This is a genomic window from Catenisphaera adipataccumulans (assembly GCF_014202755.1).
In the GTDB taxonomy this organism is placed as follows: domain Bacteria; phylum Bacillota_I; class Bacilli_A; order Erysipelotrichales; family Erysipelotrichaceae; genus Catenisphaera; species Catenisphaera adipataccumulans.
Window position 1 is genome coordinate 1 of the sequence record NZ_JACHHK010000011.1, and the last position, 20283, is coordinate 20283.

Genomic DNA, 20283 nt, shown 5'->3' on the forward strand with positions numbered 1-20283 from the left:
GAAGCAGCGGTACGTGCGCTGCAGGTAGCCGGTCTGGAGATCACGATGATCAATGACGTGACGCCGATCCCGCATAACGGATGCCGGCCGCCGAAGCGACCTCGTGGATAATAAGTTACCAGAATAGGGGGTGTCCAAGTGACAAAGAACACTGCGGTCAGTATTGTGGAAGAAAATAACACACAGGGAACCTTTACGGTCGAGCCTGTGAAATATCGTTTTGGAAGACCTTTGGGCAATGCATTGCGTCGGGTCTTGATGTCTTCCGTGCCGGGCGGTGCTATTTACAGCCTGAGAATTGACGGCATTTATCATGAGTTCACCGGGGTAGAAGGTGTGCTTGAAGATGTGACGACAATTATTCTGCATTTGAAAGAACTGATCTTGAAGATCGATGTCAATGATAATTCCGATTATACACTGCACATCGATAAACAGGGACCTTGCACCGTATATGCAAGAGATATTGCCTGTCCGACGGGTGTAGAGATCCTGAACGGCGATCTGCCGATCTGCACCATTGCCGAAGGCGGTTCGTTCGTTGCAGATATGCAGGCGCGTCTGGGACGCGGTTATGTCGGCGCTGAAGCGAATAAGCACTTATACCGAAACGAAGGACAGCCTCTGGGTATCATTTATACGGATTCAAAATATTCCCCGATCCGCAATGTCCGCTATTCTGTGGATAAGATCGAGGATAATGGAACTGAAGCCGATCGTCTGACCTTGGGGATCACGACCGACGGAACATTAAAACCTTCGCAGGCATTGTCAATTGCGGCAATGATCCTGCGTGATCATTTGGATATTCTGACCAAGGCAGATGCCGATGCGATCGAAGAAGACCAGGAGCCGGAAACACCGGAAGACACGTCAGAAGCGATCGCTCAGCATACGATGATCGAGGACTTGGAATTGTCGGTCCGTTCATACAATTGTCTGAAACGGGCCGGAATTTCGACGGTTGAAGAGCTGACGCAGAAGACCGAAGAAGAAATGATCCATGTCCGGAATTTAGGAAGAAAATCTTTGCAGGAAGTCAAAGATAAAATGAGTGCGCTCGGCCTCTCATTTAAGTCGAGCAATGACTAGGAGGAAAGACCCATGTGGAATCGTAAGTTGGGACGTACAGCGGATCATCGCAAAGCCATGCTGCGCAATATGGCTACGTCGCTGATCGAAGCTGAACAAATCGAGACAACGGAAATGAAAGCCAAAGAGCTGAGTGCCGTCATGGATGAACTGGTTACGTTAGCAAAACGCGGAGATTTACATGCACGCCGTCAGGCTGCTGCGTTTGTACGTGATGTGGAAGTCGATGACGAAGGCACGACAGCGCTGCAGAAGTTATTTAATGAAATCGGACCGCGCTATGCAGAGCGTAAGGGCGGTTATACACGTGTAGTGAAGACGCGGATCCGCCGCGGCGATGCTGCACCGATGGCTATCGTTGAATTTGTGAAGTAGGCGTCTGCCTGCTTCTTTTTTTCATGGAGGAATGGGCATGAAAAACATGGAAGATATTGAGACCTATGCCGCGCAGCATCGGGTGCCGGTGATGATGGATGAAGGTCTGGAACTGTTAAAACGAAAGATCATTGAATACGACTGCCGCTCTTTTTTGGAAATCGGCACAGCGGTCGGCCGGACGTCGCTGGTGGTGGCGGGGTTGTTTCCGAATATGCGTGTGGTCACGATCGAACGGGATCCGGAGATGATCGCACAGGCAAAAGAAAACTTTTTTGACTCACCATTTAAGGATAAGATCACATTGATCGAAGGAGATGCTTTAGAGGTTGAGGTCGAAGGAACGTTTGACTGTATCTTTATTGATGCGGCCAAGGCACAATATGTGCGTTTCTTCAATAAATATTATCCGCATCTTTCAGAGAATGGTATAATTGTATCAGATAACATGAATTTTCATGGATTGGTCGAGCATCCGGAGCGTACCAATAATCGCGGTACAAAACAGTTGGTCCGGAAGCTGAGGGCGTACAAAGAATATCTCGGTGCGCTGGTTGATTTTGAAACGGCCTTCTATGAAGATGGCGACGGAGTCGCAATAACAAGAAGGAGGAAATGAAATGGGACTGTTGAAAAATGTGATCAGCACGGCAGTCGTTGTGGCAGCCGGCGCAGCGGTCATTGGCAAGATCAGTCAGGACAAAAAGAAAAAAGCAGAATTGGATGAATTCCTGGTTCCGGATCAGGAAGAGCCGGTCGTACATGATATTCCGGATTCCGATGATTTATCGGATGCGATCCGGATCATGAAAGAAAAACCAGGCAAAGCAACGTTTGTGTTCCATGTTGAGAGTACCGAGGCGGCACATCAGCTGCAGGAACAAGCGGCCAATCATCATATGGGCTCTTCGTATGCGGAGCCGGATCAGTTGGTGGAGATCTTATACCAGAGCGATGTCGATGACGGAGATATTGATTCGCTGCAGGATATGGCAGCGATGGACGGTGTGGATTTCGTCAAAGCAATCAGTGAATAAACAGCCTGCGGGCTGTTTTTTATTTACGACGCTGTGAATCTGTAGTATAATGTTTCTAACTGTTTGATGGCACAAACAGGGAAAAGTAAGGAGGCCGGAAAATGACGGCTGCTATTGAAGTGTCGCATTTATCCTTTTCATATGATGGTCAAACGGACATCATCAAAGATGTATCGTTCTCCATTCCCAAAGGCAGTTATACCACGATCATCGGGCATAACGGTTCGGGAAAGAGCACGATCGCGAAATTGATCATCGGACTGCTCGCTGCGAAAAGCGGGCAGATCAAGATCTTAGGAGAAGAATTAACCGAGGAATCGGTGTATAACTTACGCCGGCATATCGGAATCGTGTTCCAGAATCCGGATAACCAGTTTATCGGGGCAACGGTCGCGGACGATATCGCGTTTGGTTTGGAGAATCACTGCGTGCCGCAGGAAAAGATGCAGGGCATCATTGAAGAATGTGCGGCCAAAGTAGGAATGACCGAATTTTTGGACAGTGAGCCGACGCATCTGTCCGGCGGGCAGAAACAGCGGGTCGCGATCGCGGGGATCTTAGCAATCGAGCCGGATATCATTATTTTTGATGAATCCACGAGCATGCTGGATCCGCAGGGCAAAGCAAGCATTAATGCCCAGATCAAAGCGTTGAATCAAGAAAAAAATCTGACCATTCTTTCGATCACGCATGATATGGAAGAAGTGGCGCAGAGCGAACATGTGCTGGTGCTGAATCAAGGCAAGGTCGAGCTGGAAGGAACGCCGGCGGAGATCTTTGCGCATGAGAAGATGCTGAAGTCCATGTATCTGGATGTGCCGTTTGCGCTGGAATTTTCACATGCCTGTGCAGACGCCGGCATTGATTTTGATGCACAGCTGACATTGGACGGGGTGGTGAGAGCACTATGTCGATTGAAATAAACAATTTGGAACATGTGTACAATCCCGGTTCCGTGTTTGAACATGCGGCTTTGAAAGGCATCGATCTGTCGATCCCGGAACACGAGGTGACGGCGATCATCGGGCAGACCGGTTCAGGGAAGTCGACCTTGGTGCAGCACTTGAACGGTCTGTTGATCCCCAGTGCCGGGACATTGGACATTTGTGGGTTTCACATTCAGCCGCTGCTGAAGATCAAGGATGTCAAAGAGCTGCGGCGCAAGGTCGGTCTGGTCTTCCAATTCCCGGAATATCAGTTGTTTGAGGAAACGATCGAGAAAGATATTGCGTTCGGACCGAAAAACTTCGGCACCGAAGAAGCGGAAGCCAATGAATTGGTGAAAAAAGTGCTGCCGTTGGTCGGCCTGGATGAAAGTTATCTGAATCGTTCACCGTTTGAATTGAGCGGGGGGCAGAAGCGCCGGGTGGCCATTGCGGGCATTCTTGTCCTGCAGCCGGAGATCCTGGTCCTGGATGAACCGACGGCCGGTCTGGATCCAAAAGGCGCCAAAGAAATGATGTCACTGTTTGCGCGTTTGAATAAAGAACAGAATATTACGGTTTTATTGGTCACGCATGATATGGAGCATGTGATGCGGTATTGCCAGAATGTGATCGTGCTGGATCATGGCAAGGTCAAACATACTTCGGATGTGAAGACATTTTTTGAACATCCGGAGTGGATGGAAAGCATCGGGATCAATCCGCCGAGCTTGATTCGTTTGAAAGAAATGCTGATCAAGGCCGGATTTGAGATTCCGACCGAGGCCATTACGACCGAAGCCTTGATCGCAAGTTTGAAGGGACAGGTGAAGTCTCATGAATAGGATCGCTTTAGGACGGTATTTACCGCTGGGGTCTATTGTTCATGAAATGGATCCGCGTTCAAAGATCATGATCATGTTGTTTTTGATGATCTCCATTTTCATTCCTGCCGGTGTGTGGGGATATGTGCTGATCGGCATTTATATCATGATCTGTCTGGTGCTTTCAAAACTGGAATTCAGTTATGCGCTGCGTTCGATGCGGCCGATGGTCTGGATGATGGTCTTTCTGCTGATCATCAACTGCTTTGCGATCCGGACCGGAACGCTTTGGTTTTCGATTTTCGGGCTGGGCATCTATTCCGATGCAATTTATCAGACTTTGTATATTGTGGTGCGTTTGACCTTGATGATCATCATCACGACCATTTTGACCGCAACTACGAAGCCGCTGGATCTGACTTTAGGCATTGAAAAACTGCTTAAGCCGTTTGAGAAGATCGGACTGCCGGCACATATCATTGCGATGATGATCAGTATCGCATTACGTTTTATTCCGACGCTGATCGAAGAGACGCAGCGGATCATGAATGCGCAGGCCAGCCGCGGTGTGGATATGGAAAATGGTTCGTTCAAAGAGAAGATCATGGCTGTTCTGTCTTTGGTCGTGCCGCTGTTTGTGTCCAGCTTTGATCGGGCGGATCAGCTGGCCAATGCGATGGAAGCGCGCGGTTATGATCCAAACAAGCCGCGTACCCGCTATAAAGTGCTTCATATGCATTCCATTGACTATGTCGGTATGGTGACCAGTGCGCTGGTTTTGGCGGTATGCATCGTGCTGGCTGTGGTGTTATGATAAGGTTGAAGTGCACGATTGCGTATGATGGCAGCCGGTATGCCGGTTGGCAGAAACAAATCAATGCCCTCGGCATTCAGACGGTCATTGAACAAGCGTTATATAAAATTTACGGAGAAGAGCTCACGGCAGTATCCAGCGGCAGGACCGACGCAAAGGTCCATGCCTGGGGGCAGGTCTTTCATGTCGATGTACCCAAGGATATCGCACCGGATCACGTTAAACAGGCATTGAATGCACTGCTGCCGGAAGATATCCGGATCCGTAAGGTTGAAATTGTGGATGAACAGTTTCATGCGCGCTTTTCCGCAGTGCGTAAGCGTTACGATTATTTGTGTACCTTCGATGCGGATGATCCGTTTGCGGTCCGTTATAAGCAGATCCTTTATCGGGAACTGAATGTTCAGAAGATGATCGAAGCCTCGCAGTATTTGATTGGTACGCATGATTTTACGACCTTTGCGAGCAGCCACATTCATCCGCTGAAGCCGCGGGTCAAGACCGTTGAACAGATTGAATTGGTTCAAGAAAACAAGGATCTACGTACGATTTTTGTGGGCAATGGATTTTTACGCTATCAGGTACGCATGATGATGCAGACGTTGATCGAAGTCGGCAAAGGACATTTGGAGCCGATCGCGGTCAAGGAAATGCTCGAAGCGAAAGATAAAGAAGCCTGCCGTTACAATGCACCGGCGCAGGGACTGTATTTGATGAGGGTGGACTATGAATAGGACGAATTATCATACACATACATCACGATGTCATCATGCCTTCGGCACAGATGAAGATTTTGTGCTGGAAGCGATCGTGGATCATTATAAAACTATTGGATTTTCGGATCATGCCTGCTGGAAATATGATTCTTTATTTCAGCCGTCGATCCGAATGAGCGTGGATGATTTCCCTAATTATAAACAAAGCATAGAGGACCTTCGTACTGTCTATGGGGATAGTATCGAGATCCGCATGGGGTTAGAAGCCGAGTATTTCCCAAAATATATGGACTGGATGTTGGACTTCTGCATTGAACAAGGCATTGAATACTTGATTTTCGGCAACCATTATTATTTGACGGATGAGCTGGGGATTTATTTTGGTTATTGTTCTGAAAGTTATTTAGAGGAATATTTCCGCACCTGCATCGAAGGCATGCGGACGGGAATGTATTCCTATCTGGCCCATCCGGAATTGATCATGTTGAATCCGGACCTTGAGTGGGATAAACAAATCGAAGATGGATTCCATCGTATTTGCCGGACCGCTAAGGAGCTGGATATGCCGTTGGAATACAACGGTTTGGGCATGCAGGCCAATTCTGTATACCGCACAGCCTATCCGCATCCGAAGTTCTGGCAGATTGCTTCCCAGTACCATAACAAGGCCATCATCGGTATGGATGCGCATAAGCCGACCGATTTAAGCATGAATATCTACAATCAAGCATTGGATGAACTGTCAAAGTACGATGTTGAGATCGTTGATGAGATCCCGCTGGTCGACTTTAAGAAATTGAAAGAAAGCCGGAAGTAGTTCCGGTTTTTTTGTTTATGACAAAAGGAATGTCACAATCCGTACTATACTATTTCGTATAGTGGGGGTTTCTCCCGTTTGGAAAGGATGATGAAGTTGAAGATCAAGCGCAGCAGAGTGTCCCGTCCGTATCAAAAACGGCTGATGCCGATCCGGCTGGTGATCACCGATATGCAGGAAGGGGAAGATGCATTCCGCTTCTGTGAAGAAGTTTGTGATGATATGAATCGTCTGGATGATGAATATGAAACGGCGTACCGCTGCATTCAAAAAAGCAAGGACGGCTGTCATCAGGCAGTCATTTATTACCGGCTCAAGGAAGAGGAACTGCTGTTTGGCTGGCAGGAGCGATATGCCTATTCATATATGTTGTCGCATGTTGCCATTGAACTTGCGATGCTTCGTCATCGAAAGGATCATGATCAGCCGCTGAATTAAGTTTATGACAGCGTCCGTGTCACATTAAAGACTATCATACAAGTAAACAGTGAAGAGCTGTTGAAATCCCAAAAACCTTTTGTTCAGCCGGTGAGGGAACCGGCTATTTCGTTTTCATTTTTTATTACATACCTCTTTTTCTTAGCCGGCGCTGCCGGCTTTTCTTTTTGACAAAAATAATGTCAGATAGCTTGTTATGATGGAGATGCAGAAACAGAGAGATCTGTTTCTGGATAATGTTCTTCTGTTGATTCATTTGTTGGATGAATCGAGAATACCGGTGCGAAAGTACCGGTATTTTTTAATAAACAGTTCAAAGCAAAATATAAATATAAAAAATCATCAAATAAATATAGTCAATGACATAAATGATGTCAGTATGAAAGTTATAATCAAAATAAATTAGTAAGATATGTGTCAATGGTATAATAAACCTATAAATGATTAATCTTATCCGTTTAAGAATAGTTGAATGATGAATTTATTAACAACAGAAAGCAGGTAATAATATGATACTTAAGAAAATGGATCTCTTATCAAATAATGATCTATATGCACGTATTTCTGAGGTTGAAGGTAATCCAGAAGAAGTGAAAGTACAATCATTAGAAGAACATCTAAATAGTGTTGCAAAAATAGCAATGAATATATGTGATGTAGCAGAATTAAAAGAATTAGCGTATAAAATAGGTCTGTTTCACGATTTAGGTAAGGCAACAAAATCATGGCAAGAATACTTAAAACAAAGTTATTTTGGTAATTGGAGTTCTGGAAAATTAGATCACTCAACACTAGGAGGATTGAAAATTGAGCATGATTTATCAAAAAAAGAAGAACAACTTGATTGTGAAATCATGGAACTCGTCGTTTATTCTCATCATGGGATGCGAGACGCATTAAACGAAATGGGAGAGTCCATTTTTGATATAAGAAGAGGAAAACAAAATGACGAATACAAGAATATTTTAAAAGATGAAAAAAATAATTTTCAATCAACCATACTTATCAATTATTTATTAAGTGAGAAATCAGATAATAAATGTGAAAATAGTTATTATGCCGGTGCATTATATCGATACTTTTTATCATTATTGGTAGATGCGGATCGGACAGATGCAGCTTGTGCTGCTGGAAGCAGACCAAATGAAGATTTGATTGTAAAGCAAGATTTTAGAGAATTTTGGGATAAAAGAATCAGTCAGTACGAAAAATATATAGATGGTTTTCAATCAAAAACAGAATTAGACAAACTAAGAGGCAGAATATCAAAAGTCTGTAAATTATATGCAGATAATTCAGAAAGACTGATACGGTTACAATCATTTACTGGCAGCGGTAAAACTCTGAGTTCTTTACGATTTGCATTGTATAGAGCTAAAAAGGAGAATAATCGGCATATTATCGTAGTTGCTCCTTACCAGTCAATATTAGATCAAACATATCATACATATTGTGAAATTTTCGGAAGTGATAATGTTTTGCTGCATCATAGCCGTGTAACATTTGAATCAGAAGAATTGAATATAAAATATGATATTCTGACAGAAAACTATCAAAATTCACCAATTGTTCTAACCACAATGGTTCAGCTGTTGAATTCAATTTTTAAATCCAATTTACGAGATGTCCGAAGGTTTCATTCTTTAGCAAATTCAGTGCTGATAATTGATGAAGTGCAGTCAATTCCTCCGAATATCATAGGACTGTTTAATTGGGCAATGAATTTTTTAACAAAATATCTAAATACAACAGTTGTATTGTGTTCGGCAACACATCCCAAATTTGATGATGATAATATGGGGAATTTTAAACTCAGTCACTCGAAAGATTGGGATATGATTCCAAGCAATCCAAACTTAATGTTGAAAAGGAAACGATACAAAATAGTTTGGGATTGTTGGAATGATAAACTTGTATCTATGAACATTCAAGAAACAGCTGATTTAATAGAAAAAAGATTGATCGACAATCATTTAAAAAATATGTTGGTGGTCGTAAATACAAAAGGGGCTGCAAATAAACTTTATCATTGCTTAAAAGAGAAAAATATGAATTATACCATTTATCTTTTAACGACAAATATATATCCAGCAGAACGTTCTCGTATTATTCAAGAATTAAAAGAAAAATTGAAAACGAACGAAAAGATCATATGCGTAAGTACGCAATTAATTGAAGCTGGTGTTGATTTGAGCTTTGTATCAGCTATGAGATCTTTAGCCGGAATGGATAACATATTACAGATTGCCGGTCGATGCAATCGAAATGGTGAAATTGATTGCGGATTGGTTCAAGTAATCAAAATATCGGATAAAGATGAAAACATTTCTAAAATACAGTATATCAAACAACAGCAAGACATTATGGTCAGTGTGTTATCAAAATGCAGTGATGACATGGAAAATTCTGATTTATTGCTTGATGACTACTATCGAAAATACAATATTAAATTTAAAGATGAACTACCTTACCCTATTGATAAAAAAAGGAAAAATGATTACGAATCGGTATCAGAATTTTTATCTGTAAATCGCCAGGCGGTGAGCAATCGAAGGTCAATGAATAAAAAAATGCAGATATTATCACAATCATTTAAAACGGCAGGCGATTTGTTTGAAGTAATTGATGATAAAAACATGATTCCGTTAGTGGTTGATTGTGATGAGAGTGATGCTTTAATAAATGAATATCGAATCTCAAAATCTTTTAGAAAGAAAAAGGATATTATCAGAAGGCTGCAGAATTACATTGTAACTGTAAGCAAATTTACCGTAGAGAAATTGGATGAGCAGGGATTGATCTTTAATCTTGATTCTGAGAACAAGCACAATATATTGATTTTAAATCGTAAAGGCTATGATTCAGAAATTGGCGTTCAGCCGCTAGACAGTTTGCCATTCATTTGTATCTGATCAGTTTTCGATAAAAGGAGGTATTTATGTATAGAAATACAGTGGAATTTTTGGTAAGTGGGGATTATGCATTATTTTCAGAGCCAATGATGCGCGTTTCAGGAGAAAAAACATCACTGCATGTCCCGACTTATGAAGCGCTAAAAGGTATATTGAGCAGTGTATATTGGAAACCTACATTCATTTGGTATATAGATGAAGTTCGCATCATGAATCCAATACAGACTGAAACGAAAGGAGTAAAAACGTTAAATAATAATGGAACAAATGATTTGTCGTATTATACATATTTAACACATGTTGCATATCAAGTTCGAGCACATTTTGAATGGAATCCAAATAGGGAAAACTTGAAAAGCGATAGAAATGAGAATAAACACCATAATATTGCTAAACGAATGATTGAGCGCGGCGGAAGGCGTGATATTTTTCTTGGTACCAGAGAATGTCAAGGTTATGTAGAACCTTGCACATTTGGAGAAGGAAAAGGATTTTATGATGATATGCCTGGAGAAATCTCTTATGGTGTGCAATACCATGGTATTACATATCCCGATGAGGCAGTTTTAGCAGATGACAAAGACTGGATGACTGTTCGTTTGTGGAAACCGGTTATGAAAAACGGGGTTATTAAATTTATTCGCCCGGAAGAATGTACATTAAAACGCCATATTCGAAAAATGGATATTAAACCATTTGGTACTTCATCTCATAATTTTGAAAGTGTGGATCAACTAGAAAAGGAGGTGACTTTAATTGAATTGGATGCAGGAAATGATTCGAATATATGATGAATATTATTCGTTTGGAAAAAATATGAATCCTTTATTTCATGAGGAGTTTAACGCTGATCTTGAGATTACTATTAATGCAGAAGGCGAAATGTTAAATGCAAGAATAATAACAGATAAAGAAGAAAAGAGGACAATAATTCCAGTTACTGAAAAATCCGCCATTAGAACAAACAATGTTGCAAAATTTCCTCATCCGTTATCAGATCAGTTAAGGTTTATTGACGCCAATTATTCGGAGCAATACTATTTGAAGAATAATAATGGATTAGAGATAAAGCAAGTATTTAGTGATAATCGTAAACTAAATTCACTATATAAGGCAGGATTAAAAGACTGGGCAGATTATAAATATTCTCATCCTAAAGTACATGCAATTAGAAAGTTTATAGAAAAAGGTAATATTATTTGTCAATTAAAAGAACGTGGAGTTATTGAAGAAAATATTAAAGAAGATGATGTTATAAAGAAACTAGTCAGATTTATTGTTGTGGGATGTGGCCCTGTAGAGGAATGTTGGCGCGACCAATCATTAGTTGATAATTATATAATGTATTATATATCAACAAAATTAAAAGACAAATCAGAACAAAATGATAAATCAAAATTAAATAAGATTCAAATATCATATCTTTCAGGGGAGTATCAACCAATTACTAAAGATTTTCCGATATACATCCGTAATGCAGCTGATCGTGCTAGAATATTTTCTTATAATAGAAAGAAACCACAAGATTTTACATACCTTGGAAGATTTAAAGATGAGGATGAAATATTATCGATTGGTGCAATTGATTCCCAAAAAATGCATAATGCGTTGAAATGGATGCTGCGGACAAGGGGAATATCAAGTAATGATTTTGTAACATTAGTTTGGGAGAGTAATTTCAATACGATTCCAATGCCAGATAAAGGGACAAATGATTTATTCGCAGATTTTCTTACACAAGATCAAACAATTTTAAGTGATTCGCAAAATAAAGAAATACTCCAAAAGCTTTTTACCAGAGAATATAGTGATTCGATTACACCAACATCATCTGTATATTTATTATCATTTGATTCCGCCACAAAAGGAAGACTTTCTTTGGTGCAACAGGCAACATTGCAAACGTCTCAATATCTTTCAAATTTAGAAAAATGGCATATAGGGGCAAGTTGGAAACATTTTTACAAAAATAAAGCAACTGGATATTACACATCATATATTGGAGTTCCAGGAATTAATAAAATAGTGCGTTATCTATATGGACATGAGAATGACAAGAAATTAATAGATATAAAGGGTAATGAACAACTTGTTAATATTCAAATGCGAAAGTTATATACCTGTATTGTGCTAGATAAGCCGCTGCCTGTGGATATGGTGAATACAGCAATACATAAAGCATCAATGCCGGAATCGTATAAAGAAAAATCAAATTGGAATACTTTACTTTCTATTTCATGTTCTTTAATAAAAAAACAATATTATCAAAAAAAGGAGGAATATACTTTGGCAATTGAAAAAGGAGAAAAGGGTAAACGGAGAGATTACTTGTATGGAAGATTATTGGCAATAGCTGATCGTATTGAAGAAGGAAGATTAAGATCTGAGAATACAGACCACCCAACAAATGCAATCCGCTATATGAACATGTTTTCACAACATCCATTTAGAACATGGAAAATTATTCATGAAAATATAATACCGTATCTAAATGGTTATAATGAAGCTTCGCGTATTTATTATGTAAATTTAATTCAATCAGTTATGACAGAGTTTAAGGAAGGAGATTTTGAAAATGACAAACCTCTTAATGGGTTATATTTATTGGGATATTATTCACAGCGTGAAGATATGAAATCAAGATCTAAAGAAAGACAAGACAAATTAAAAGAAAATGCAAAAGAAAATGAAGGAGAGGATTAATATGACTGCATTACAAGGAAAAATTGATTTTGTTTTATTGGTATCTGCAAACAATGCAAATCCAAATGGTGATCCTTTAAATGGAAATCGACCAAGAGAAACATATGATGGCAGAGGAGAAATATCCGATGTTTGCATTAAAAGAAAAATTCGCAATCGTTTCCAGGATTTGGGACAAAAAGTATTTGTTCAATCAACTGATAGAAGTGATGACGGATGTACTAGTTTATCTGATCGTGCCAAAAAAAATAATGAATTAAAAAAAGAATTGGACAAAAAGAAGAATGCAGATGTAGAAAACTTTGTAAGAATTGCATGTAAAGAATGGATAGATGTACGAACATTTGGACAAGTATTTGCTTTTGGAGAAAAAAAATCGGAAGAAAAAGGAAAGGGGATATCTATTGGGGTACGAGGACCTGTAACCATTCAACAAGCCATTAGTACTGATCCTGTTGATATTGTAAGCATGCAAATTACCAAAAGTGTAAATAATGCTGAAGGAAAAGGTAAAGCGCCGGATACAATGGGGAAAAAACATTTTGTCGATTTTGGTTTATACATTGTTAAAGGAAGTGTGAATGTACAACTTGCAGAAAAAACTGGTTTTTCACAAGAGGATGCTGATGTTTTAAAAGAAGCACTGAAAACATTATTTGAAAATGATGAGTCTTCGGCGCGTCCGGCAGGCAGTATGGAAGTATGTGAATTAATTTGGTGGCAACACAAAGATAAAACGCCGAAAGTATCTACGGCAAAAGTCCATCGCAGTGTACATGTAAAGCGTAAAGATGGTGTAGAAATTCCGCATTCTTTTGATGATTATGAAGTAACGGTTGATTCCCTTTCAGAATGTGTAGAACCGGAAGTGATAGTGCTTGTATAAAGAAGAAGATTTTCTCCAATTATCAGGAATACAACATTTTTCATATTGCAGACGGCAATGGGCATTAATTTGTCTTGAGGTGGAGTGGGAAGAAAATGATAGGACTTTCGAGGGACGTCTGTTGCATGAAAAGGCACATGATCCTTTTATTAAAGAAACTAGAAATAATTATTTTATCTCCCGTGCTATGCCGGTTCATTCTTACACTTTAGGTTTGAGCGGAGAATGTGATGTCGTAATATTTTATGAAAATAAAAATGGTATTAACATTATTGGAAAGACTGGAAAATATTTGCCAGTGCCAGTTGAATACAAAAAAGGAAAGCCAAAAAATTCAATAGATGATATTGTGCAACTGGGAGCTCAAGCTATTTGTTTAGAAGAAATGTTATTTTGCTCTATTCCATATGGATATTTATATTATGGGGAAACCCATCATCGGGAAAAGGTGGAAATTGATCAAAATTTAAAAAATCATATTTCTAATCTCTGTAATGAGATGCATGAATATGCAAAAAAGAGATATGTTCCCCATGTCAGAAGAAATAAAGGATGTAATGCTTGTTCATTAAAAAACCACTGTTTTCCAGAGATATATCATAAAGAAAGTGTAAATAAATACATTGCTAGATATACAGAGGATATGAAAAATGCGTAAACTGCAAAATACACTTTATATTACAACAGATTGCTATTTGCACCTAGATGGAGAAAATGTTGTAGTTTCTAAAGATGGGGATATAGTTGGAAGAGTTCCTTTGCATAATCTAGAATCAATTGTTACAACTGGATATACAGGTGCTAGTCCAGCTTTAATGGGAGCTTGTGCACAAAAAAATATCGATCTGTGTTTCTTGTCAAGGAGCGGAAAATTTTTAGCACGTATTGTAGGCGAAACAAAAGGAAATGTAATCCTAAGACAAGAACAATATAAAAAGTTTACTGATTCCGAATTCTCAATTTCAGTATCTAAAAATATGATTAGAGGGAAAATATATAATTCACGTTGGATTCTTGAAAGGTATACCAGAGATGCTCCTTTACGAGTTAATGTATCTCGTTTGAAGGAAAAATCGAAGATGATAGCTGAAATTTTCATGAAAATAGATCAAGTAACTAGTGCAAATCAACTTTTAGGAATTGAAGGATCAGCAGCGAAAAACTATTTTTCCGTATTTGGAGAATTAATATTAAATCAAAAAAATACTTTCCAGTTTGTAGAACGAAACAGAAGACCTCCACTGGATCCTACAAATGCATTATTATCATTTTGTTATTCGCTGCTTTGTACTATGTGTATGTCTGCAATAGAATGTTGTGGATTAGACCCTTATATTGGAGTTTATCATGTTGAAAGACCTGGAAGGCCTTCACTTGCTTTAGACTTAATGGAAGAACTAAGACCAGTTATGGTAGATCGGTTTGTATTGAATTTAATTAACACACGACGCTTAAAAGCTAAAGATTTTTTAAAGAAGGAAGATGGTGCAGTATTGCTGACAGACGAAGGAAGAAAAAAGTTGTTTCTCAGTTGGCAAAATAGAAAGAAAGAAGAAATTCAACATCCGTATCTTAAGCAAAAGGTTCCTTGGGGGTTGATTCCATATGTTCAAGCAAAATTATTGGCAAGCTATGTTCGTGAAGATTTAGACGGGTATCCTCCGTTCTTTTGGAAGTGATTAAGAATGATGGTTTTAGTAACTTATGATGTCAATACACAAAGTGCTTTTGGTCGAAAAAGATTGAGAAAAGTTGCAAAAGAGTGCTTAAATTATGGAATAAGAGTACAAAATTCTGTATTTGAATGTAATGTGGATAATTATATTTATAAAAAATTAAAGAATGAATTACTCGATATTATAGATGAGGATGAAGATAGTTTAAGATTTTATATTATTGGAGATAAGTATAAAAATTCAATTGAACACTATGGAGTTGAAAATGGTGTAGATGTTGAAGGTGCATTAATTCTTTAGTAGTGCGAATATAAAGTGAACATGAATCTATGTGAGGTTCGCACTAAAAAATTATTATTATCAAAAGCAATTATAGAATGCGGGTATAAATTTTAAATATTGTTCCCATTTTATTGATTGATTTTGATGTAAAAAGTCAATGAAAAGTATTTTTACTGTCTTTTTACTGTCGCACCCCGCTTGGGGTGCGTGGATTGAAATAGAATTATTAAAACATCTTGAATAGAAAAATGCAAGTCGCACCCCGCTTGGGGTGCGTGGATTGAAATAATGATCCTGTAGATAAGCCATATAACAAATATGGTCGCACCCCGCTTGGGGTGCGTGGATTGAAATAAACAGGAAGTTGAAAGAAACAAGCCGAACAAGCGTCGCACCCCGCTTGGGGGGCGTGGATTGAAATGTCTTCCGTAATCGGCTCAATCGCTTCACCGCCGTCGCACCCCGCTTGGGGTGCGTGGATTGAAATCCCGTCAGTTTATCACTGTCAAACATCCGCCAAGTCGCACCCCGCTTGGGGTGCGTGGATTGAAATATACAATGCGTTATCATCTAACCCGGCGAAACGGTCGCACCCCGCTTGGGGTGCGTGGATTGAAATGACGATGAACCGCCGTTATGGTTATGGATACTAAAGTCGCACCCCGCTTGGGGTGCGTGGATTGAAATATGTATCCAAACAGACGATTTATAACTATATTTGGGGTCGCACCCCGCTTGGGGTGCGTGGATTGAAATGATCGGATTTCCGCGGCATTATAAGTGATACCAGTCGCACCCCGCTTGGGGTGCGTGGATTGAAATGTGAAGACGCACAACGGTCATCAATATGGTTCAGGTCGCACCCCGCTTGGGGTGCGTGGATTGAAATATTGTATTCATGGCCGCGGTCGCATGGTGTTGGCAGTCGCACCCCGCTTGGGGTGCGTGGATTGAAATAACGTAGTTTCCGTTGACTTTCTTTTTCTGACCGTCGCACCCCGCTTGGGGTGCGTGGATTGAAATTTGGATTCAGCAATTCGAGATGTAGAAATGCTTGAAGGTCGCCCCCGCTTGGGGTGCGTGGATTAATACGTTTAAAATTACTAAACATAAAAAAGTATGGTAATTAAACCATGTCTTCTTTTCTTCTCAATGTAGTCGTTTTTTTAAGTACATCATCACTAAAATCACTATCGGTATCGTTATATAGAAGTATTTGATACACAGATAAATAGTGTCAATCAGTACGATTATTTCTAACGTGGACATTGGTTTCATATCGATGTGTACCTTCTTTCTTTTTTCGTTTCTTACGATGTTTTTAAGGAATATATACACGTTTACACTGAGCAATATTTTTATCCATTTATTATTACTTCTATTACTTCGTTTCCTCAAAGTTTTACACGTATTCTATTTGGAGCGTAGATTAAAAATATCTTCTATTGTATTGTATCATAAAAAATATTATATTTTTGTTTGAAGGTGCACAAAATAAAAGCAAATGGAAAATGGAAGTTCTTGAATGGATTAATTTATCAATTTAATGCAGATATTTAATGTTTAAAGTAACTTCTGCTTCTATTTTATTAAAGTTGCTATGTGTATTACATAGCGAAGCAACTCTATAAATCATTGGAGTAATGTAAGTTATTTGTATAAATTGTAAATGATTTTTTAGAATGTTATGATGAGCCTATGAACAAAGATACGATTGATTATTATAATCAGAATGCAGAACGATTTGCGGCGGGAACGGTTGATGTGTCGTTTACGACGACCCAGGATCGTTTTCTTGGTTTTCTTCCTGCCCATGGCAAAGTGCTCGATTTTGGCTGCGGATCCGGGCGCGACACAAAATATTTTCTGGATCATGGATACAGTGTGGATGCCGTCGATGGATCCGAAGAACTCTGTAAACTGGCCAGTCAGTATACCGGCATCGAAGTACGGCAGATGTATTTTAACGAGCTGGATGAACGGTCGGTTTATGACGGGATCTGGGCTTGTTCCTCGATCCTGCATGTTCCGTTTGTTGAACTGCATGAGATCTTTCAGCGCATGAAGACGGCTTTAAAAACGGGCGGTGTGATGTACACCTCGTTTAAATACGGAAACTTTGAAGGGATGCGGAACGGCCGCTATTTTACAGATCTGACCGAACAGACACTGCAAAATTTGATCGATCAAATTCCGGATCTGGTCATTGTGGATGAATGGATCTCAAATGATGTACGGCCGGACCGTGCCTCAGAGAAATGGCTGAATACGATCATCAAGAAGGTGCCGGAAAATGAATGAGGTGCGGCAGGGAAAAGCAATCACAGGCGGTGATGTACCGGATCGGTTTCTGATCACTTCCCTGCGAGTCAGCATTCGGCAGGCAGAGCGGATCGATTTTATCACTTCCTTTCTGATGGAATCCGGGGTGCGGCTGCTGATCCAGGAACTGCGGGATCCGATTGAGCGCGGTGTGCCGGTTCGTATTCTGACCGGAAACTATTTGAATATCACCCAGCCTTCAGCGCTTTATTTACTGCGAAAAGAATTTGGGAATAAAATTGATCTGCATTTTTATAATGAGCGGAATCGTTCTTTTCATGCGAAATCATATATTTTCCGCATGAAAGATCATCGGGAAATTTATGTTGGTTCGTCCAATATTTCTTTCAGTGCCATGACATCAGGAATTGAGTGGAACTATCGGTTTACGGATGTGCTGGATGCACAAAGCCTGCAGGAATATTGTGATGAGTTTGATGATTTGTTTGATCATCATTCCTATGCGATCGATGATGAAGTATTGAAAGAGTATTCGGATCATTGGCATTGTCCGTCTGTCTATCTGGACATTGAACGAACGAAAGCGAAGACACGGTCTGTAAGAATTGCCGAAGAAGATACGCTGATCTCCAATTGGGTGCAGGATACAGCACGGCCGCAGCCGCGCGGTGCACAGATCGAGGCTTTATATGCCTTGGAACAAAGCCGCGCCCAAGGAGCGCAGAAAGCCCTTGTACAGGCTGCCACCGGCATCGGCAAGACGTACTTGGCTGCTTTTGACTCGATGAAGTTTCATCGTGTGCTTTTCGTAGCACACCGTCATGAAATTCTGAAACAAGCGCAGCAGTCATTCCATAAGATCCGGCCGGCGGATTCATATGGTTTTTTTGACGGCGATGCCAAAGATACAACACAAACCATGATCTTTGCATCCGTGGAGACCTTGGGAAATGAGAAATATTTGAAATCATTTGATTCGACCGCATTTGATTATATTGTCGTCGATGAATTCCATCATGCCGTCACCAAACAGTATCAAAAGATCCTTGCTTATTTTATTCCGCAGTTTCTGTTAGGACTGACGGCGACCCCGGAACGAATGGACGGCCGGGATATTTATGAACTCTGCGATTACAACGTCCCGTTTGAACTCAGTCTGCACGATGCGATCAATAAGAACTTTCTTTGTCCGTTTCATTACTATGGGATTTATGATGAAACCGATTATTCCGGATTGAAATTCGTACGCGGACATTATGAAGAAAAAGAATTGAATAAAATCTATATCGGCAATCAACACCGTTCTGATTTGATTTATAAATATTATAAAAAGTATCCGGCCAGAAAAGTGCTAGGTTTCTGCTGCTCCCGGAAGCATGCGGAAGATATGGCGAAAGAATTTACGCTGCGTGGGATCCCAAGCGCGGCTGTCTACAGCGGCCGGGGCGGTCCATATGCGATGAACCGGAAAGAGGCGCTGAATGCACTGCGGATCGGTAAGATTTCTGTCATCTTTTCGGTTGATATGTTTTCCGAAGGACTGGATGTTCCGAACGTGGATATGGTCATGTTTCTGCGGCCGACTGAATCACCGATCGTCTTTCTTCAGCAGCTGGGCAGAGGACTGCGAAAATCCGAAGGAAAAGCGTATCTGACCGTGCTGGATTTCATCGGCAATTATGCCCGTGCCGGACAGGTCCGGACATGGATCACGGGCAAGAATACGGAAACAAAAACACCCGAACAGGCAGAAGAAGCGATCCCGGATCGCTGCCTGGTCGATTTTGATATGAAACTGATCGACCTGTTTCATGAAATGGAACAAAAATCGATGAAAGTTTCGGACCGCATCGATGGAGAAGTGGACCGGATACGAGAAGAGCTTCATCATATACCGACCCGTATGGAACTGTTCTCAAACATGGACGATGAAATCTATGATTTCTGCCGTGCACATCGTCAATACGATCCATTCCGCCGTTACATTGATTATCGATTTCAACGTGGCTGGCTGAGTGAAGCAGAGAAAAAAATCTTAGAAGCAGAACCCGCAAAAGACTTTCTTGAAATGATCAGTACGACGGCGATGGCAAAGGTCTATAAAATGCCGATCCTGCTTTGTTTCTACAATAATGGCCATCCGCGGATGGAAATTACCGATCAACAAGTCCTTCAGTCCTGGAAGAAATTTTTTCATACCGGAACCAATTGGCAGGACATCGATCCAAAGTTGTCGTATGCGGAATTTCAAAAAATGACGGATGCACAGCATCTTCGTAAAGCGAAGACCATGCCGATTCATTTTCTGCTGAAATCAGGCAAAGGCTTTTTTGTCGAAAAACCAAACGCTGCACTGGCGCTGCGTGAAGATCTACATCCGCTGATCAATGATCCAATATTTATTCAAGAATGGAAGGACATCATTGATTATCGAACGATCGACTATTATCGCCGCCGATATTATAAGAAGAAAAAACGGTAAGCAGATCATCTGCCTACCGTTTT

At 40.5% G+C, this 20283-nt stretch carries 20 protein-coding genes and 1 CRISPR repeat array; all 20 genes read left to right on the forward strand.

The genetic code is table 11. The features are described 5' to 3' along the window. Positions 1-111 (forward strand): 30S ribosomal protein S11 (gene rpsK / locus HNQ47_RS09815; RefSeq protein WP_183329230.1); only part of this gene is annotated, 111 nt, incomplete at its 5' end. Positions 112-138: 27 nt separating this feature from the next. Next, the gene (locus tag HNQ47_RS09820) at positions 139-1092 is read left to right on the forward strand and encodes a DNA-directed RNA polymerase subunit alpha (protein ID WP_183329231.1); all 954 of its coding nucleotides are present in this window, start codon (positions 139-141) and stop codon (positions 1090-1092) included. 12 nt (positions 1093-1104) lie between these two features. Then, positions 1105-1467, forward strand: a complete 363-nt coding sequence (gene rplQ, locus HNQ47_RS09825) for a 50S ribosomal protein L17 (protein ID WP_183329232.1) — start codon at positions 1105-1107, stop codon at positions 1465-1467. Positions 1468-1504: 37 nt separating this feature from the next. Beyond that, positions 1505-2086: an O-methyltransferase gene (locus HNQ47_RS09830; RefSeq protein WP_246346144.1), complete on the forward strand. Its 582-nt coding sequence runs from the start codon at positions 1505-1507 to the stop codon at positions 2084-2086. Position 2087: 1 nt separating this feature from the next. Further along, positions 2088-2504 (forward strand): hypothetical protein, encoded by a 417-nt coding sequence (locus tag HNQ47_RS09835; RefSeq protein ID WP_183329233.1) that lies wholly within the window; start codon positions 2088-2090, stop codon positions 2502-2504. Between the two features lie 101 nt (positions 2505-2605). Next, on the forward strand, positions 2606-3427 hold the full coding sequence (locus HNQ47_RS09840) for an energy-coupling factor transporter ATPase (protein WP_183329234.1): 822 nt from the start codon (positions 2606-2608) through the stop codon (positions 3425-3427). Next, complete coding sequence (locus HNQ47_RS09845) at positions 3412-4272, forward strand: energy-coupling factor transporter ATPase (protein WP_183329235.1); 861 nt, start codon at positions 3412-3414, stop codon at positions 4270-4272. Before HNQ47_RS09840 ends, HNQ47_RS09845 begins: the two co-directional genes overlap by 16 nt. Beyond that, positions 4265-5065 carry an energy-coupling factor transporter transmembrane component T family protein gene (locus HNQ47_RS09850; RefSeq protein WP_183329236.1) on the forward strand — a complete coding sequence of 267 codons (801 nt, stop codon included), beginning with the start codon at positions 4265-4267 and terminating at the stop codon, positions 5063-5065. Before HNQ47_RS09845 ends, HNQ47_RS09850 begins: the two co-directional genes overlap by 8 nt. Beyond that, positions 5062-5799: a tRNA pseudouridine(38-40) synthase TruA gene (truA, locus tag HNQ47_RS09855; RefSeq protein WP_183329237.1), complete on the forward strand. Its 738-nt coding sequence runs from the start codon at positions 5062-5064 to the stop codon at positions 5797-5799. The genes HNQ47_RS09850 and truA overlap by 4 nt, the downstream gene beginning before the upstream one ends. Further along, complete coding sequence (locus HNQ47_RS09860; protein ID WP_183329238.1) at positions 5792-6598, forward strand: histidinol-phosphatase; 807 nt, start codon at positions 5792-5794, stop codon at positions 6596-6598. Before truA ends, HNQ47_RS09860 begins: the two co-directional genes overlap by 8 nt. Positions 6599-6685: 87 nt before the next feature. Then, positions 6686-7036: a hypothetical protein gene (locus HNQ47_RS09865; protein WP_183329239.1), complete on the forward strand. Its 351-nt coding sequence runs from the start codon at positions 6686-6688 to the stop codon at positions 7034-7036. A gap of 509 nt (positions 7037-7545) precedes the next feature. Further along, on the forward strand, positions 7546-9948 hold the full coding sequence (gene cas3, locus HNQ47_RS09870; protein WP_183329240.1) for a CRISPR-associated helicase Cas3': 2403 nt from the start codon (positions 7546-7548) through the stop codon (positions 9946-9948). A gap of 26 nt (positions 9949-9974) precedes the next feature. Further along, positions 9975-10739, forward strand: coding sequence for a type I-C CRISPR-associated protein Cas5c (gene cas5c / locus HNQ47_RS09875; RefSeq protein WP_183329241.1), 765 nt, complete (start codon positions 9975-9977; stop codon positions 10737-10739). Further along, complete coding sequence (gene cas8c, locus HNQ47_RS09880) at positions 10714-12651, forward strand: type I-C CRISPR-associated protein Cas8c/Csd1 (protein WP_246346147.1); 1938 nt, start codon at positions 10714-10716, stop codon at positions 12649-12651. Before cas5c ends, cas8c begins: the two co-directional genes overlap by 26 nt. Position 12652: 1 nt before the next feature. Continuing rightward, positions 12653-13537, forward strand: coding sequence for a type I-C CRISPR-associated protein Cas7/Csd2 (gene cas7c, locus HNQ47_RS09885; RefSeq protein WP_183329243.1), 885 nt, complete (start codon positions 12653-12655; stop codon positions 13535-13537). Next, positions 13530-14195 carry a CRISPR-associated protein Cas4 gene (gene cas4 / locus HNQ47_RS09890; RefSeq protein ID WP_183329244.1) on the forward strand — a complete coding sequence of 222 codons (666 nt, stop codon included), beginning with the start codon at positions 13530-13532 and terminating at the stop codon, positions 14193-14195. The genes cas7c and cas4 overlap by 8 nt, the downstream gene beginning before the upstream one ends. After that, positions 14188-15216 (forward strand): type I-C CRISPR-associated endonuclease Cas1c, encoded by a 1029-nt coding sequence (gene cas1c, locus HNQ47_RS09895; RefSeq protein WP_183329245.1) that lies wholly within the window; start codon positions 14188-14190, stop codon positions 15214-15216. Before cas4 ends, cas1c begins: the two co-directional genes overlap by 8 nt. Before the next feature lie 6 nt (positions 15217-15222). Further along, on the forward strand, positions 15223-15513 hold the full coding sequence (gene cas2, locus HNQ47_RS09900; protein WP_183329246.1) for a CRISPR-associated endonuclease Cas2: 291 nt from the start codon (positions 15223-15225) through the stop codon (positions 15511-15513). Positions 15514-15681: 168 nt separating this feature from the next. Continuing rightward, a CRISPR array of direct repeats spans positions 15682-16518; the repeat unit is 33 nt; unit sequence GTCGCACCCCGCTTGGGGTGCGTGGATTGAAAT. A gap of 675 nt (positions 16519-17193) precedes the next feature. After that, a complete protein-coding gene (locus HNQ47_RS09905) occupies positions 17194-17796 on the forward strand; it encodes a class I SAM-dependent methyltransferase (RefSeq protein WP_183329247.1) in 603 nt (200 codons plus the stop codon). After that, on the forward strand, positions 17789-20260 hold the full coding sequence (locus HNQ47_RS09910; RefSeq protein WP_183329248.1) for a DEAD/DEAH box helicase family protein: 2472 nt from the start codon (positions 17789-17791) through the stop codon (positions 20258-20260). The genes HNQ47_RS09905 and HNQ47_RS09910 overlap by 8 nt, the downstream gene beginning before the upstream one ends. Positions 20261-20283: the final 23 nt, after the last annotated feature.